15 protein-coding genes and 1 riboswitch are annotated in these 14,542 nt (G+C 71.0%); of the genes, 10 read left to right on the forward strand and 5 right to left on the reverse strand.

What is annotated here, in order from left to right; translation table 11 throughout:
• The first annotated feature begins 39 nt into the window (after window positions 1-39).
• Window positions 40-143: riboswitch (TPP riboswitch) on the forward strand.
• The 6 genes from thiO (at window position 135) to ABVN73_RS25540 (ending at window position 4,251) form a co-directional block, all read left to right on the forward strand.
• Window positions 135-1,319 (forward strand): glycine oxidase ThiO, encoded by a 1,185-nt coding sequence (thiO, locus tag ABVN73_RS25515; protein WP_353861872.1) that lies wholly within the window; start codon window positions 135-137, stop codon window positions 1,317-1,319. It overlaps the preceding riboswitch by 9 nt.
• Window positions 1,316-1,525 (forward strand): sulfur carrier protein ThiS, encoded by a 210-nt coding sequence (gene thiS, locus ABVN73_RS25520; RefSeq protein ID WP_353861873.1) that lies wholly within the window; start codon window positions 1,316-1,318, stop codon window positions 1,523-1,525. Before thiO ends, thiS begins: the two co-directional genes overlap by 4 nt.
• A 217-nt stretch (window positions 1,526-1,742) precedes the next feature.
• Complete coding sequence (locus ABVN73_RS25525; protein WP_109072310.1) at window positions 1,743-2,513, forward strand: thiazole synthase; 771 nt, start codon at window positions 1,743-1,745, stop codon at window positions 2,511-2,513.
• Window positions 2,514-2,563: 50 nt separating this feature from the next.
• Window positions 2,564-3,007, forward strand: coding sequence for a PaaI family thioesterase (locus ABVN73_RS25530; RefSeq protein ID WP_353861874.1), 444 nt, complete (start codon window positions 2,564-2,566; stop codon window positions 3,005-3,007).
• Between the two features lie 38 nt (window positions 3,008-3,045).
• Entirely contained in the window at window positions 3,046-3,519 is a 474-nt protein-coding gene (locus tag ABVN73_RS25535; protein WP_353861875.1) for a hypothetical protein, read from the forward strand.
• 33 nt (window positions 3,520-3,552) lie between these two features.
• Window positions 3,553-4,251 carry an NnrU family protein gene (locus tag ABVN73_RS25540; RefSeq protein WP_353861876.1) on the forward strand — a complete coding sequence of 233 codons (699 nt, stop codon included), beginning with the start codon at window positions 3,553-3,555 and terminating at the stop codon, window positions 4,249-4,251.
• Window positions 4,252-4,288: 37 nt separating this feature from the next.
• Here ABVN73_RS25540 and ABVN73_RS25545 read toward each other — a convergent pair whose 3' ends face one another.
• Complete coding sequence (locus ABVN73_RS25545; RefSeq protein WP_353861877.1) at window positions 4,289-6,394, reverse strand: hypothetical protein; 2,106 nt, start codon at window positions 6,392-6,394, stop codon at window positions 4,289-4,291.
• Between the two features lie 257 nt (window positions 6,395-6,651).
• Here ABVN73_RS25545 and ABVN73_RS25550 point away from each other — a divergent pair, with 257 nt between their 5' ends.
• Window positions 6,652-7,065, forward strand: a complete 414-nt coding sequence (locus ABVN73_RS25550) for a Rid family hydrolase (RefSeq protein WP_353861878.1) — start codon at window positions 6,652-6,654, stop codon at window positions 7,063-7,065.
• An 18-nt stretch (window positions 7,066-7,083) separates the two neighbouring features.
• On the opposite strand, the gene ABVN73_RS25555 is transcribed toward ABVN73_RS25550, so the two are convergent.
• Window positions 7,084-7,269, reverse strand: coding sequence for a hypothetical protein (locus ABVN73_RS25555; RefSeq protein ID WP_353861879.1), 186 nt, complete (start codon window positions 7,267-7,269; stop codon window positions 7,084-7,086).
• 230 nt (window positions 7,270-7,499) lie between these two features.
• Between ABVN73_RS25555 and ABVN73_RS25560 the strand changes: the two genes are divergently transcribed.
• The 3 genes from ABVN73_RS25560 to ABVN73_RS25570 all read left to right on the forward strand — a co-directional run bounded on the left by ABVN73_RS25560 (window position 7,500) and on the right by ABVN73_RS25570 (window position 10,013).
• On the forward strand, window positions 7,500-8,213 hold the full coding sequence (locus ABVN73_RS25560; protein ID WP_094304167.1) for a response regulator transcription factor: 714 nt from the start codon (window positions 7,500-7,502) through the stop codon (window positions 8,211-8,213).
• Window positions 8,214-8,313: 100 nt separating this feature from the next.
• A complete protein-coding gene (locus tag ABVN73_RS25565; protein ID WP_353861880.1) occupies window positions 8,314-8,916 on the forward strand; it encodes a 2-hydroxychromene-2-carboxylate isomerase in 603 nt (200 codons plus the stop codon).
• A 104-nt stretch (window positions 8,917-9,020) separates the two neighbouring features.
• Window positions 9,021-10,013 carry an ion channel gene (locus tag ABVN73_RS25570; RefSeq protein ID WP_353861881.1) on the forward strand — a complete coding sequence of 331 codons (993 nt, stop codon included), beginning with the start codon at window positions 9,021-9,023 and terminating at the stop codon, window positions 10,011-10,013.
• A 6-nt stretch (window positions 10,014-10,019) separates the two neighbouring features.
• On the opposite strand, the gene ccoG is transcribed toward ABVN73_RS25570, so the two are convergent.
• The 3 genes from ccoG to ABVN73_RS25585 all read right to left on the reverse strand — a co-directional run bounded on the left by ccoG (window position 10,020) and on the right by ABVN73_RS25585 (window position 14,531).
• Complete coding sequence (gene ccoG, locus ABVN73_RS25575) at window positions 10,020-11,516, reverse strand: cytochrome c oxidase accessory protein CcoG (protein ID WP_353861882.1); 1,497 nt, start codon at window positions 11,514-11,516, stop codon at window positions 10,020-10,022.
• 188 nt (window positions 11,517-11,704) lie between these two features.
• Window positions 11,705-13,153, reverse strand: a complete 1,449-nt coding sequence (locus ABVN73_RS25580; RefSeq protein WP_353861883.1) for a PLP-dependent aminotransferase family protein — start codon at window positions 13,151-13,153, stop codon at window positions 11,705-11,707.
• A gap of 64 nt (window positions 13,154-13,217) precedes the next feature.
• Window positions 13,218-14,531 (reverse strand): cytochrome P450, encoded by a 1,314-nt coding sequence (locus tag ABVN73_RS25585; protein ID WP_353861884.1) that lies wholly within the window; start codon window positions 14,529-14,531, stop codon window positions 13,218-13,220.
• Window positions 14,532-14,542: the final 11 nt, after the last annotated feature.

Here is a 14,542-nt window from a genome sequence, read left to right on the forward strand (position 1 = left end):
AAAGGGGCTTGCCAAAGGCGGCTCTCTTCCGGATGATCCGGGCATTGGCTGGGGTGCCGTGCGGGATGAGCCCGCGCGGCTGAGATCACACCCATCGAACCTGTCTGGATAATGCCAGCGAAGGGAGCCGCCGCATGGTATCCGCGCCCTCATTTCATTCCCATTCCGCACGTTCCGATTGTGCCAAGCCCACCGTCGCCGTCATCGGCGCCGGGGTGATCGGCCTGTCCATCGCCTGGAAGCTGGCCGTCGCCGGTTGCCGGGTCGAGGTCTTCGACCGCGGCGCGGCCGGCCGGGGCGCCAGCCACGCCGCGGGCGGCATGCTCGCCGCCTGCGTGGAGACCGAGCCCGGCGAAGAGAGCCTTCTGCCGCTGACCCGCGCCTCGCAGGATCTGTGGCCCGCCTTCGCGGCGGAGCTGGAGGCCGCCTCCGGCATGGCGGCGGACCTGCGCACCGAAGGCACCATGGTCATCGCGCTGAACGCCGACGACGCGGCGAAGGTGCGCTTCCTGCATGATTTCCAGACCAAGCTCGGCTTGCCCGTGGAATGGCTGAGCGGAGCGGAGGTGCGGCGGCGCGAGCCCTATCTCCAGCCCGGCGTGGCCGGGGCGCTGTTCTGCGCCGGCGATCATCAGGTGGACAACCGCAAGGTCGCCGCCGCCCTGCACGCCGCCGCCCTGCGGGCCGGCGCCGTGGTGCACGAGCACGCCGAGGTCAGCCGCATCGAGATCCGCGGCGGCCGCGCCGTCGGCGTCCAGGTCGGGGACCGGCTTTTCGAAGCCGACCGGGTGGTGCTTGCGGCCGGGGCGTGGTCGGGCTGGATCGACGGAATGCCCCCGGCGGTTCGTCCGCCGGTGCGCCCGGTGAAGGGGCAGATGCTCTGCCTGCGCATGGACGCCCGGCTGCCGCTGCTGCGTCATGTGGTGTGGACGCCGGGCACCTACCTGATCCCGCGGCTGGATGGGCGGCTGCTGGTCGGTGCCACGACGGAGGAACGCGGCTTCGACGACCGGCTGACCGCCGGGGGCCAGTTTGCCCTGCTGGAGGGGGCGTGGCGCGCCCTGCCGGGCATCGCCGAACTGCCCATCGAGGAAAGCTGGGCCGGCTTCCGCCCCGGCACCCGCGACGACGCCCCGATCCTCGGCCTCTCGGAGGTGGAGGGGCTGGTCTACGCCACCGGTCACCACCGCAACGGCATCCTGCTGACCCCGGTCACCGCGGAGTCGATCGCGCGGCTGATCCTGACCGGGGAGGCCGATCCGGTGATCCGCCCCTTCGCGCTCGACCGCTTCGCCCAGCCCAAGGGAGCCGCGGCATGAGCGCGCGCATCCGCGTGAACGGGCGGGAGGAGGACCTCGCCGCCCCCACCGTCGCCGCCCTGCTGGCCGCGCGGGGAATCGCCGCGGGCACGCGCGGGGTCGCCGTCGCCCTGAACGGCGCTGTCCTGCCGTCCCGCCGCTGGGAGGAGACTCCCCTGTCCGCGGGCGACGCCCTGGAGATCATCCGTCCCGTCCAAGGCGGCTGACCTTCTCGCCCGCTGCGCCTCTTGATCGTTATTCCCACAGGCGGCGCCCAATCCCTCTCCCGTCCCGGGAGAGGGTGCCCGCGCAGCGGGCGGGTGAGGGTCGTGCAAGGATCAAGGCGCTGATACTCGGCGGTACCCTCACCCTTCCCACGCTTCGCGTGGGTCCCTTCCCTCTCCCGGGGCGGGAGAGGGCATATCAATCATCAAGGAAACACCCATGAACGACACGCTCACCATAGCGGGCCGTGAGTTCCGCTCGCGCCTGTTTCTCGGCACCGCCGGCTACCCGAACCAGCAGGTCATGCTCGACGCGCTTGAGGCCAGCGGCAGCGAGCTGGTCACCCTCGCCATCCGCCGCATCAGCCTGGACGGCTATTCGGAAAGCCTCGTCGACGTCATCGGCGACCGCGCCGGGCTTCTGCCCAACACCGCCGGCTGCCTGACCGCCAAGGAGGCGGTGCTGACCGCGCAGCTCGCCCGCGAGGCGCTGGGCGTGGACTGGATCAAGCTGGAGGTCATCGGCGACCGCGAGCTGCTCTATCCCGACGTCGAGGAACTGCTGCGCGCGACGGAGGAGCTGGTGGCCGACGGCTTCACCGTTCTGCCCTACTGCAACGACGATCCGGTGACCTGCCGCAAGCTCGCCGACCTGGGCGCGGCGGCGGTGATGCCGCTGGGCGCCTTCATCGGCTCCGGCCTGGGCATCCGCAACCCGCACGCCATCGAGACGATCTGCGCGCGCAGCCCGGTGCCGGTGGTGCTGGACGCCGGGATCGGCACGGCGTCGGACGCCGCCCTGGCGATGGAACTGGGCTGCGCCGCCGTCCTGCTGAACACCGCGGTGTCGAAGGCGCGCGATCCGGTGCGCATGGCGGCGGCGATGCGCGACGCGGTGGCGGCGGGGCGGTCGGCCCGTCTGGCCGGGCGCATGCCGAAACGCGCCTTCGCGGAGGCGTCGAGCCCGCAGCTCGGCTTGATCGGAACGTAAGGCTGGCGCAGGGTAGGAGCCGCCCGAACACAATCAGAGAGACCCGAGACGTGCCCAAGACCTTCGAACCGCGCGATCCGGACTGGGAGGCGCGCTGCCGCGCCGGCTTCGAGCGCCAGCCGATCTGCAAGACGCTGGGGATCGAGCTGACGCGGCTGGAGCCCGGCTTCTGCGAGATGCGCCTGCCGTTCCGCGCCGACCTGACGCAGCAGCACGGCTTCTTCCACGCGGGCATGGTCAGCACGCTGGCCGACAACGCCGGTGGCTACGCCGGCTACACGCTGATGCCGGCGGGCAGCGAGGTCCTGGCGGTGGAGTTCAAGGTCAATCTGATGTCGCCGGCCAAGGGCGAGGTGATGATCGCCCGCGCCCGCGTGTTGAAGCCGGGCCGCACCCTGACCGTCACCAGCGTCGAGATCTCGATGCTCGACGGCGGGGTGGAGAAGGACTGCGCCATCATGCAGCAAACCCTGTTCTGCCAAGGCCCCGCCTGACCCGTCCCACCCCCTTTCATCCGCTCCAGGAGGTTCGCATGCCGCTGTCGCGTCTTTTCGGTGCCGCGTTGATCGCGGGCGCCGCCACCGTCGCCCTGGCCCAGCCGGCCTTCGCCCAGAAGAAGGAGCCGCCGGCCTGCGGCGCCGTGTCCTTCCGCCCCATCGCCCCCGGTGCGCCGGATGGCGAAACCGACGCCGGCCTCTACAAGTCCCGATTCGGCAAGATCGAGGTGAAGGCCGAGGTCAAGGGCGGGCAGGCCACCAACTACTACATGGTGCTGAACGGCAAGCGCATCGACGCGACCGCCAACCCGCCCAAGGCCGCCGATTCCTGCCTGACGTCCAAGAGCGTCAAGCTCCCCTACCAGAAGCAGGCGGCGGGCGCCTGCACCGGCAACCGCTTCCGCGTGGTGATCGACCGCTCCGGCAAGCAGCCGGTGGCCCTGTTCTTCGGCCTGCACGGCGACGACTGGGCCTATTGCAGCGGCACGACGCTGGAAAAGGGCGCCTGACGAGACCTGTAGGACGCGACCGGGAGACCGCGCATGACCGGCACCATCGCCCATCTGTCCGCCGCGGGGCTGTTCCTGCTGCTGACGCATTTCGGCATTTCCAGCACGCCGCTGCGCGCGGCGCTGGTCGGACGGCTGGGCGAGAAGCCCTATCTCGGCCTCTATTCGCTGATCTCGGCGCTGGCCTTCTGGTGGCTGGTGGCGGCCTACAACGCGGCGCCCACCGTGCCCGTGTGGCCGCCCGCCGGCGGGCTGGCCTGGGTGCCGGTCCTGCTGGTGCCGGTCGCCCTGGTCCTGCTCGTCGCCGGGCTCACCACCCCGAACCCGACCTCGGTCGGACAGGAGAAGCTGCTGACCGGAGACCGGGAGCCGGTCCGCGGCATCCTGCGGGTGACGCGGAACCCGTTCCTCTGGGGCGTCGGGCTGTGGGCGGTCGCCCACATGGTGCCGAACGGCGATCTCGCCTCGCTGATCCTGTTCGGCACGCTCGCCCTGCTGGCGCTGGGCGGCAGCGTCCTGATCGACGCGAAGCTGGCGCGGCGGCTGGGGGCGGAGTGGGACCGCTACGCCGCCCGCACCTCCAACCTGCCCTTCGCGGCGATCCTGGCCGGGCGCCAGAGCCTCGTCTGGCGGGAGATCGGCTGGTGGCGCCCGGCGGTGGCTCTGCTGCTTTACGGCGGGCTGCTGCACCTGCACCGGATGCTGTTCGGCGTGTCGCCGCTGCCCTGGTGAGGGTCCGTCACCCCGCCGGTTCCGAGACCGACTCCGCTCAGAAGGTCATGCCGCGCACCTGATCGCGCAGCGTGTTGCGGGCGGTGTCGGCCTCCTTGCGGGCAGTGGCCAGCTCGCGGGACAGCCCGTCCAGGCGGGTTTCCTGCTCGCCCATCTTGGCGATGGTCCGCTTGAACAGGTCGCTGTCGCGCGGCAGCGTGGCGAGGTTCTGGCGCAGCCGCTCCTGCTCCTTGCCGATCTCCGCCTGTTCGCGCTCCAGGTCGGCGACACGGCGCTCCTTGTCGGCGACGGCGCCGCGCAGCGCCGCGACCTTGCCCAGGGCCTCGCGCGCCGCGGCCGGCAGCTCGGTGGAGGAGGCGTAGGCCCGCACCTGCTCCGGCGACATCTCCGAGATGCCGAAGCGTTCGATCCGCGGCCGCTCCAGCGCCACCGACAGGGTCACCGTCTGGCCGGCGGGCACCGCCACAGGCAGGCGGTAGGCGTCGGCCGTCAGGTCGGGAGCGGCCCCGCCGGTGGGCTGCACCAGCTCCCAGCCGGAACGCCGCGGGTGCTCGACGATGACGGTGCGGTCCTCGCCCGCCGCGCCGGCGATCCGGTAGGTGGTGGTCTGGCGGTCGGTCACGGTCAGCTGCAGCACCCCGTCGGCCAGGGTGGCGCGGGACAGGGTGCGGCTCGGCTGCTCGGAGCGATCCACCGTCACCGCCTGATCCACCGCGAAGCTGAGGATCCGGCTTTCACCCGCCGGCAGGGTGGCGAGCCGCGCGTCGCCCACATAGGCAGCGGCCCCGTTCAGCCGTTCATAGAGCGTCAGCACGCCCGGCGGCAGGCCGGTCTCGCCCGAGTCGCCGTTGCTGAGGCGCAGCGCGGCCAGCGGGTGGCGCGGCTGGGTGTTGGGCTGGTAGAGCGACAGCCGCTCCGCCGGGATGGCGCGGGCGGTGATCGGCATCATCATCGTGCCGCCGTTGGCCAGGGTCACCGGCTGCGGGTAGCGGAACAGCACCTGCGCCGTCGCCTCCGTGCTCTCGGCGGGGGTGGTCTCCGCCGCGCGCTGGGGCATTGCCCCGGCGAAGGGCGCGCTCATGGCCGGTGCCGGGGCCGGCGGCGGCGGGGCGGCCATGGCGGTGGGAGCGCCGGACTCGGTGGCGGCGCGCGAGCGGACGGCCGAATCCTGCGCCTTTGCCATCACGTCGGCGGCCACGGCCCCTTCGTCGGGGGGCGGCAGGACGCGGCCGAGAACCTCCACCGGCACTTCCGGGCGGTTCACGAAATAGGCGGAGTAGAGCGCCTGACGGAAGGTGACCGGGTTGCCGGAGGCCACCGACAGCTCAACCCCCTTCCAATCGTCGCCGCTGAGATTTTCCAGCACGGCCCAGCCCTGCAGGTCGCCGGTGCCGCCCTCGCTGCCCTTCGCCGATTCGGGCAGGGTCAGGCGGTAGGTCGCCTTCCACAGCGGGGCGGCGACCACATAGGCGACGCGCACGGTCCGCTCGGCGCCCGCGTCCGCCTGCGGGGCGGTGGTGCGGATGGTCAGGCGCCGCCGCTCCTTGCCCGCCGCACCGGCGACGGCGGCCAGCGCCGAGTCGAGCTGCGCCTGCACCCGCGGATCGGCGAAGCGCAGGGAATCGGTCTCCTCCAGGACGAGCTGGCGCAGGCCCTCCGCGGTCATCAGGCTGACGCGGTTGCGGGTGACGGTGCCGCCGCCGTTGGGAAGCTGGGTGTATTCCTCCGTCACCGAGAGCAGCCGGCCCGACACCGCGCGGGAGCCGCTGGTCTGCACCTCCGCCCCCTTCATGGCGTTCAGCAGGGCGGTGGGGGAGGCGAGATCCTCCGGCGTGAAGGGCAGCTCGCGGAAGGCGGTCTCCAGCGGTTCCTGGCCCGGCAGGTCCACCGTGCCGATGCCGCCGCGGTCGTCGTAGACAACGATGCTCTTCAGGACGTCGTCCACCTGGTCGCGGCGCACCTCCAGGGTCAGCGCCGCGTCGCCGGAGACGCGCGCCTCATGCTCGAAATAGCCGACGCCGCCGGTGGACAGCAGCACCCGCTTCAGCGCCAGCGCTCCCGGCGGCTGCTCCGCCGCCAGGGCGGGCGCGGCCAGCAGCGGCACGGCGAGGGTGAAGAGGGCGGCTTTCGTGATCCCGGACATGCGGGTTTCTCCCGTTATGGACGATTGGGCGTTCTTGGCCCGGCCGACTGGACCTGACAGGCGGGCCTCGGCTTCCTGGCCCGGCTTACGCTTCGATTTGGGAAAGAATTGGGCAGGCGGAAAGGCACAAACCGCGCCGACATGCCGCGGGACCGCCGCCGGTCAGGCTTTGTGCGGCTTCGGCGCTCTGTGACATAAAGGTGCCAAGACGGCTTTGCTGACTGTAAAGGCCGCGAACAATAAGGGATGGAAGCGCCATGGACGATGGCAGGAGCGGAGCCGGGGGTCTGGCCGATGGGGCGCCCGATGGGCGGCCGGACGTCGGCGCGCGGGCTCCGGTGACGATTGGAGCGGGGGCTGCGGAGCGGCGGTGGGTGTTCGTGTCCGGAACCTCCGGCGTCGATGCGGAGCGCCGGACGATGGCCGTCGATGTGGAGGAGCAGGCCCGCCAGACCTTGCGCAACATCCGCAGGACCCTGCGGCGATCGGATGCGGATTTGTCGGATGTGGTGCGGATGCGGGTCTATCTGGCGGATTCCGCCGACTTTCCCCGGATTCAGCCGATCCTGGCGGAGGAGTTCCGCGACCGCCCGCCCATCGGCACGACCATGGTCTGCCCGCTGGCCGACCCGCGCGCGCGGATCGAGATCGAGGTCACCGCGCGCTGCTGAAAGGCGCCCGTTTCCGGCTCACGGCTCTCCGACCGGCGTGCGCGCCGATTCGATGTGGCGGCGGGCTTCGCTCAGAAGCGCGCGGTGCTGGGCCAGCGCTTCGCGGATCGGCAGGCGGTGGTTGTAGACGCGCACCTCGTTCAGCAGGCGGTCGGCGCGGTCGAGATGGGCCATCCGTTCGAGGCATTGGTCGAGCACGAGCATCTTAATTCCCCTTCGGTGCGGGCTTTTGTCTTCCGCCTCGCGGCTGAGAGGAATAAACCAACCCGTGATGACCGCGTGATTTCAGGAAACCGGCTTTTTCGTTTCGATCGCACGGTAAGATGTTTCAGCCGATTCACCCGTCGGTCGTGCGGCGAGTGCCTGTTACGGGCTTGTAACCGATTGCGTGCACCCATGGCGGTGAGCTATGAAGAGAGCGGGAGGTAACGGCCATGCATATTCTCGCGGTCGATGATGACGAGCCGGTGCGCGAACTTCTGGAGTCCTATCTGGCTTCGGAAGGCTACCGCGTGACCACCGCACCGGACACGGCCGCGGCGAAGAAGGCGTTGGAGAGCGATCCTGTCGATCTGGTGGTCTGCGACCTGCGGCTTCCGGACGGCGACGGGCTGGGGCTGGTCCGCCAGATCCGCACCGAGTCGCACATCCCCGTCATCATCCTGTCGTCGAAGGACCAGGACGTGGACCGCATCGTCGGGCTGGAGCTGGGCGCCGACGACTATCTGACCAAGCCGTTCAACCCGCGCGAGCTGCTGGCCCGTATCAAGGCCGTTCTGCGCCGCGTCTCCGGCGAGGGGCGTCCGCCGCGCAGCCCCGACGATCTGCGCGCCGTCGTGCAGTTCGCCAATTGGGAGCTGGACCTGACCGCCCAGCGCCTGCGAAGCCAGGACGGGCGCGAGGTGGAGCTGACCAAGGCGGAGTTCGGCCTGCTGGCCGCCTTCGTGAAGCGCCCGCAGCGCGTGCTGACCCGGGACCAGCTGCTGGACCTGACCCGCGCCGACGGGGCGGAGGTGTTCGACCGCTCCATCGACGTGCTGATCCTGCGGCTGCGCCGCAAGATCGAGGCGAATCCGAAGGAGCCGCGGATCATCAAGACCGAGCGCGGCGCCGGCTACGTCTTCGACGCCAAGGTTAAGACGGTCTGACCCTCCGGCGGGTCGTGTGGGTATCGGCCGGTCGGCGGCTGGACGGAACCTTCGGAGCGCGCTAGCCTTTCCGGAAAAGCAGAACCGGGAGGATGCGCGGATGGCCGAACCCATCGATTTCTATTTCGACTTCGCCTCGCCCTACGGCTATTTCGCCAGCCGCCGCATCGAGGAGCTGGCTGCGGCGCATGGCCGCACCGTCACCTGGCGCCCGATCCTGCTCGGCGCCATTTTCAAGGTGACGGGCATGAAGCCGAACCTGCAGCAGCCGTTGCGCGGCGAGTATCTGGTCCATGACGTGGGCCGGATCGCCCGGCTGACCAACGCGCCCTTCACCTACCCCGACTCGGCCCCCGCCAACAGCGTCGCCGCGTCGCGCGCCTTCTACTGGCTGACCGACGAGCATCCCGAGCAGGCGAAGCTGCTGGCCCGCACCCTCTACCACGCCCACTGGGGGGAGGGGCGCGACATCGGCCCCGCCGAGACGGTGGTGGAAATCGCCGGCACGCTCGGCCACGACCGGGCGGCGGTGGCCGCGGCCCTCCAGGACCAGACCGTCAAGGACCGTTTGCGCGCCGAGAACGACGCGGCGGTGGACCGCGGCGTCTTCGGCTCCCCCTTCGTCATCGTTGACGACGAGCCCTTCTGGGGCTGGGACCGGCTGGACATGGTGGACCGCTGGCTGTCCACCGGCGGCTGGTAGGTCCGCCGTAAAGCAGAGCCCGTTGGGGGAGGGCGGTTGAAAGTCCTGCCATCGGAACCGGCCATGGCGCTATAAGGTGGGCACCACCGACAACCGGTTCGCGCATGGACCAGATCCTCCCCGACCGCCGCTCCAGCAAGGCCGCCGGTCCCGCCCATACGTCCCGGCCGCGCGCCCGCCGGTCCTGGCTGACCGGAGCGGTGCTGACCGCCCTGATGCAGGGGATGATCGCCCTGTCCATCCGCTCGGTGTCGGGCGATCTGGCCTTCGCCCTGCTGGGGTCGGTCGGCCTCGTCGTCGGGGCCTTCCACTATCTGTTTCCGGGAAGCCAGTTCTTCAGCCTGGCGCTGGCGAACTTCATCGGCGTCTACGCCTGCGTCTTCGTCTTCTTCCTGGAAAGCAACTTCCACAGCATCCCGTCGCACATCCAGGCCGCGGCCTTCGCGATCCCGCTGATCGCCTTCCTGGGGGGCGCGTGGTGGCGGGCCGACACGATCCGCAGCATCGTGATGTCGCGGCGCCTGCGCGACGGCGGGCATTTCGACCGCATCTTTCTGTGGATGGCCCCGGTCTGGGGCATCGGCGCGCTGACCTTCCTGCTGCCGGGGCGGGAGGTGTCGCCGGAGACGCTGACGGCGATCTTCCTGCTGTCGATGAGCGCCATCGGAGTCGTCGTCGCCCTCGTCGCCCGCGACATCGCCGTCTTCCTGCTCGACGCCGGGCTGCTGTTCGAGGGCTTCTTCCAGCAGGCGGCCCGGCTGGTGCTGCCGGCCTTCGCCTTCCTGACCTTCTATTCGCTGTGCATCATCATGTTCGGCGCCTTCTACACCATCCTCGACCGCTTCATGGTGGAGCCGAACTTCATCATCGACGGCGTGCGCCGCGACCTGACCTTTCCGGAGGGGCTGTATTTCTCGCTGGTGACCTTCGCCACGGTCGGCTACGGCGACATCCACCCGGTGACGGGGGCAGTGCGGCTGATCTGCGGAATCGAGATCGTGATGGGCGTCCTGCTTCTGCTGTTCGGCTTCAGCGCCATCATCGGCCACGCGCCGCCCCGGGACCGCCGCGACCGCGATCGCGACGGTCCCCTCTGAACCGCATCACGGAGCCAGGAACACCGTCTCGGCCTGATGGACCACCCCGTCCGACAGGCGGGTCAAGGTGAGGGTCAGCGGCATGGAGCCGGCCACCACGGCGCCCGCCGGGGCGCGGACATGGACGCGGTGGGTCTGGACGGTGTCGGGCTCGGCGCCCAGCACCGGTGCCGCGCCGTCGGCAGCGCCGCCGACCGCCGTCACGGTGGCGCCGCGGGGACCCGAGACGGTCAGGCGGTAGCCCTGCGGGGCGCGGGTCATGTTGGAGATCTTGACCGTGTAGCTGTTCTGGATCGCGCCGTCGGACAGGGTGACGTAGAGCGGCGCCCGGTCGCGCAGGACGGAGACGTCCACCGTCGGCTCCAGCAGCACGCCGAGCGTCATCATCCCGCCGACCACCAGCATCACCAGCGAATAGATGATGGTGCGCGGCCGGACCAGCCGGTAGGGCTCCGGCTTGCGGGCCACCGCCTTGGCCTCCTGGGCGGCCTGGGTGTCGTAGCGGATCAACCCGCCGGGGCGCCCGATGCGGCTCATCACGTCGTCGCAGGCGTCGATGCACAGGCCGCAGCTGATGCAGTCCATCTGCAGGCCGTCGCGGATGTCGATGCCGGTCGGGCAGACCTGGACGCAGGCCTTGCAGTCAATGCAGTCGCCGAACCCTTCGGCCGAGCGCTCCGCCCAGCTCTGCTCCTTGCGCAGCGGCGCGCGGCCGTCGCCGCGCCAGTCCTGATAGGTGACGGTGAGGCTTTCATCGTCCAGCAGGGCAGCCTGGATGCGCGGCCAGGGGCAGACATAGACGCACATCTGCTCCCGCATGAAGCCGGCCATGGCGTAGGTGCAGGCGGTCATGAACAGGATCCAGCCGGTCGCCACCGGCCCCGGCTGGAAACGCAGCAGGTCCGCGACGTAACCCGGCGCGTCCACGAAGTAGAAGAGGGCCGAGGCCCCGGTCGCCAGGGCGATGAGCAGCCAGACCGCGTGCTTGGCCGTCTTCTTGGCCAGCCATCCGGCGTCGCGCGGCCCCTTGTCCAGGCGGATGCGGGCGCCGCGGTCGCCCTCGATCCACTCCTCCACCTTCACGTACAGGTCGGTCCACACCGTCTGCGGGCAGGTGTAGCCGCACCAGACGCGTCCGGCGAGCGCGGTCGCCAGGAACAGGCCGACCGCCGCCAGGATCATCGCGCCCGTCAGGTAGTAGATGTGCTGCGGCCAGAGTTCGAGGGCGAACAGGTAGAAGCGCTGGCTGTCCAGATCGAACAGGATCGCCTGGTTCGGCAGGCCCGCGCCGCGGTCCCAGCGCAGCCAGGGCAGCAGCATGAACAGCGCCAGCAGGCCCACCATCAGCGCCGACTTGATGCGGCGGAACCGGCCGCGCGCCGCCTTCGGGTAGATCTTCTGGTGGGGTGCGTAGAACGGGGCCGGGGCGGAGGAACCCGAAGTGGACGGGGCCGGAGCGGAGGGCGGCGGGGGAGGGCTGGACGAGCGGGCGAGATTCTGCATGGCGTGCCTCTGCGCAAACATCCGCACCACCCGAACGGTGGTCTGCGGCGTGGCGCCGACTGTATGCCTTCAATCGCCGACTCCGCAAGCGCGATTGACTGCATTCAATGGAGGCTGTGTATGGAAAATCCTGATTCTTCGCGGGTCGATCCCAGCAATGCGACACTCTGAAGCAGGCTTTGCCGGCTTCAGATGATGACGCCCGCGGTGGCGGGGGGCAGGACCAGGGCGTCGGCCAGGATCTCCAGGGCGCGGCGGGTCTCGTCGCGGTCCAGCGGGGCGCCCAGGCAGAAGCGCAGCGCCGCCGGCACGTCCGGGGTGGTGGCGAACGCCTCCGCGGCCACCGCGGAGATGCCCCGGCTGCGCAGATGGGCGGTGAACTCCCCGCCGGTCCAACCGTCTGGCAGGGTGAGCCAGAGATGGAAGGCCTCCCGCTTGGTGACGATCCGCTCCGCCGGCAGGAGCGATTCGGCGAGCGCCCGGCGGGCCATGGCCTCCGCCCGGATGGCGTCGCGCACGGCCTCGGCGGTGCCATCGGCGATCCACAGCCGGGCGATGGCGGCGGACAGCGGGGCGGCGATCAGCGTGGTCGCCCGTTGCGCCACCGCCACCCGGCGGGCCTGCCGGGCGTCGGGCGCCGCCACATAGGCGATGCGCAGCGCCGGGGACACGCATTTGGCAAGCCCGGCGACGTGGTAGGTCAGCTCCGGCGCGAAGGCGGCCAGCGGTGGCGGCGCCGTTTCCGGCAGCGGGCCGTAGATGTCGTCCTCGATGATCGGAACGGCGTGGTCGCGCAGCGCCGCGGCGACCGCCCGCCGTCGCTCCTCCGGCATGGTCGCGGTGGTCGGGTTGTGGAAGGTCGGGATGCAGTAGAGCGCCTTGGGCCGGTGCTCGGCGAGCGCGGCGCGCAGCGCGTCGGGATCGATGCCGTCCGCGTCCATCGGGACTCCGACCACGCGCAGCCCGAGCTGGGCGGCGGCGGCGCGGAAGCCGGGATAGGTCAGCGCCTCCGCGCAGACCGTGTCGCCGGGACGGGCCAGGGCGGAGAGCAGGGCGAGCAGGGCGGCCTGGGTGCCCGGCGCCACCAGCACCCGCTCCGCCGTCAGGCCGGGCAGGCGGTGGCGCAGCCAATGGACCGCCGCCTCGCGGTCGTCCGGGCTGTCGGCCCCGTCCGGGTAGCGCAGCAGGTCCGGCAACCCCAGAGCCGCGGTGGCCGCGGCGATTCCGCGGTTCATGCGGGCGGTCAGGGCGGCGGACTCCTCCGGCTGCGGCGGCTGGTTCATCGCCATGCTGACGGCCAGCGGCACCGTCGCAACGGTGGTGTGCGGCTCCGCGGCGAAGGGTGGGAGGGCATGGCCCGTCTTGCGCACGAAGGTTCCCTGTCCGACCCGTGCGTCGACCAGCCCGCGGTGGCGCGCCTCCCCATAGGCGCGGCTGACGGTGGTGAAGTCGATGCCCAGCCGGTCGGCCAGGATCCGCTGTGGCGGCAACCGGTCGCCGGGCCTCAGCCGCCCCGTCCCGATGTCCGCCGCGATGGCGTCCGCGATGGCGATGTAGACGGGCCGGCTGCGGTCCTCCAGCGAGGGTGCCCAGTCGATGGGTTGGGAAGCGGTTTGGGGGGCGGGAAGCGGCGGCATGGCGATCCTTGCAGGGAGGCGGGGGGCTCCCTTCCAGACATAAGACCCGCGATTGTATGGATTGTCAATGTGCGTGTCGGGACCACGCGACCGGCGGGTCCAGCACCGCGTCGGCTTTGCGGCGCGGCGCGACATCCGTGATGACGAAGCGGCTGCGGGGCATCGCGGGCATGCGCGACAGGTCGAGAGCCAGATCCTGGGCCGGCACGCCGTAGCGCATCTCGCGGGTCAGCAGGCGCACCGTCGTCTTCACGACCTCGATGGTGATCCACTCCCCGGCGCAGCGGTGGCCGCGCAGGTGGCCGCCGCCGCCTTGCGGGATGAGGGTGAAGGCGCCGGGCTCCCGCCCGCGGAAGCGCTCGGGATGGAACCGCTCGGGATCGCTCCAGATCCGCGGGTCGTGGCAGGTGCCGTACAAATCCAGAAGCACCCAGGTCCCTTCCGCGAAGCGGTGGCCGCGCCAGTCGAAGGGCGTGCGCACGCGCCCGGCGACCAGCGGGAAGAAGGGGTAGAAGCGCCGGACCTCCTGGACGAAACGCTCCAACTCCTCCGGGCTGGCGTCCTGGAGCGCTGTCCGCTGTTCAGGGTGCTCGTGCAGGGCCAGGGCGGCGAAGACCACATAGTGGGCGATGGCCACCACCGGGCGGAGGATGTTGATCAGCTCGACCGCCGCCGTCGTCGTGTCCAGAAGATTCCCGTCCGGACCGCGGTGGGTCGCGATGACGTGCAGGGCACGGCTTTGCGCGTCGCCCTCCGTCAGCGCCAGCCGTCCGGCGCGGACGTCCTCGATCAGGCCGCGCGCCCAGCGTTCGGTGCGGGTGCGCAGCAGCAGGCCGCGCCAGTTGCGCGGGCCGACCGCGCCGGCCCCGTCGATCATCGCCGCGAACTCCGCGGTGCGGGGGCCGGCCTCCCCCTCCGTCAGGGGCACCCCGGCCCAGCGGCAGACGGCCCGGCAGAGGATCGCCCGCACGGCGTCGAGAAGGACGGCCCGCCCCGCCGTCTCCCATCCCGGCAGGGCGGCGCGCCATTCCGTGGCGACCTCCCCGCACAGGCGGCGTATGGCCTCCGGCTCCATCAGCGCCATCAGCATCCGCTTGCGCCAGCGGTGCGCCTCGCCGTCCAGCGTCTGGGCGGCTCCGCGGTCCTGCAGAAGCATCAGGGTGGTGATGGGCATGGCGCCCTTCCGGGTAAAGCGGTCCGGCTCGTAGAACATGCGGGCCGCGTCCTCCCCCATCACGCAGACGGCCTTGCGGAGCATGAGGCGCGTTTCGAAGACGTCGGAGCCGTGGCGCTCGCAGCGGTTCATCACGAAGCGGTAGCCTTCCGACAGCAGGGCCAGCGTGCTGTCCGGGCTGGTGTCGCGCGGAAACGGATGCATGGGAACCTCCT

Origin of the sequence: Azospirillum formosense (assembly GCF_040500525.1) — a bacterium.
In the GTDB taxonomy this organism is placed as follows: Bacteria; Pseudomonadota; Alphaproteobacteria; order Azospirillales; family Azospirillaceae; genus Azospirillum; species Azospirillum formosense_A.

Coding starts and splice junctions, on each gene's coding strand:
- ABVN73_RS25570 (WP_353861881.1), top strand. CDS start 9,021: ATGGACCAGATCCTCCCCGACCGCCGCTCCAGCAAGGCCGCCGGTCCC.
- ABVN73_RS25525 (WP_109072310.1), top strand. CDS start 1,743: ATGAACGACACGCTCACCATAGCGGGCCGTGAGTTCCGCTCGCGCCTG.
- ABVN73_RS25545 (WP_353861877.1), bottom strand. CDS start 6,394: ATGTCCGGGATCACGAAAGCCGCCCTCTTCACCCTCGCCGTGCCGCTG.
- ABVN73_RS25560 (WP_094304167.1), top strand. CDS start 7,500: ATGCATATTCTCGCGGTCGATGATGACGAGCCGGTGCGCGAACTTCTG.
- ABVN73_RS25535 (WP_353861875.1), top strand. CDS start 3,046: ATGCCGCTGTCGCGTCTTTTCGGTGCCGCGTTGATCGCGGGCGCCGCC.
- ABVN73_RS25580 (WP_353861883.1), bottom strand. CDS start 13,153: ATGCCGCCGCTTCCCGCCCCCCAAACCGCTTCCCAACCCATCGACTGG.
- ccoG (WP_353861882.1), bottom strand. CDS start 11,516: ATGCAGAATCTCGCCCGCTCGTCCAGCCCTCCCCCGCCGCCCTCCGCT.
- thiS (WP_353861873.1), top strand. CDS start 1,316: ATGAGCGCGCGCATCCGCGTGAACGGGCGGGAGGAGGACCTCGCCGCC.
- ABVN73_RS25585 (WP_353861884.1), bottom strand. CDS start 14,531: ATGCATCCGTTTCCGCGCGACACCAGCCCGGACAGCACGCTGGCCCTG.
- ABVN73_RS25565 (WP_353861880.1), top strand. CDS start 8,314: ATGGCCGAACCCATCGATTTCTATTTCGACTTCGCCTCGCCCTACGGC.
- ABVN73_RS25550 (WP_353861878.1), top strand. CDS start 6,652: ATGGACGATGGCAGGAGCGGAGCCGGGGGTCTGGCCGATGGGGCGCCC.
- ABVN73_RS25555 (WP_353861879.1), bottom strand. CDS start 7,269: ATGCTCGTGCTCGACCAATGCCTCGAACGGATGGCCCATCTCGACCGC.
- ABVN73_RS25540 (WP_353861876.1), top strand. CDS start 3,553: ATGACCGGCACCATCGCCCATCTGTCCGCCGCGGGGCTGTTCCTGCTG.
- thiO (WP_353861872.1), top strand. CDS start 135: ATGGTATCCGCGCCCTCATTTCATTCCCATTCCGCACGTTCCGATTGT.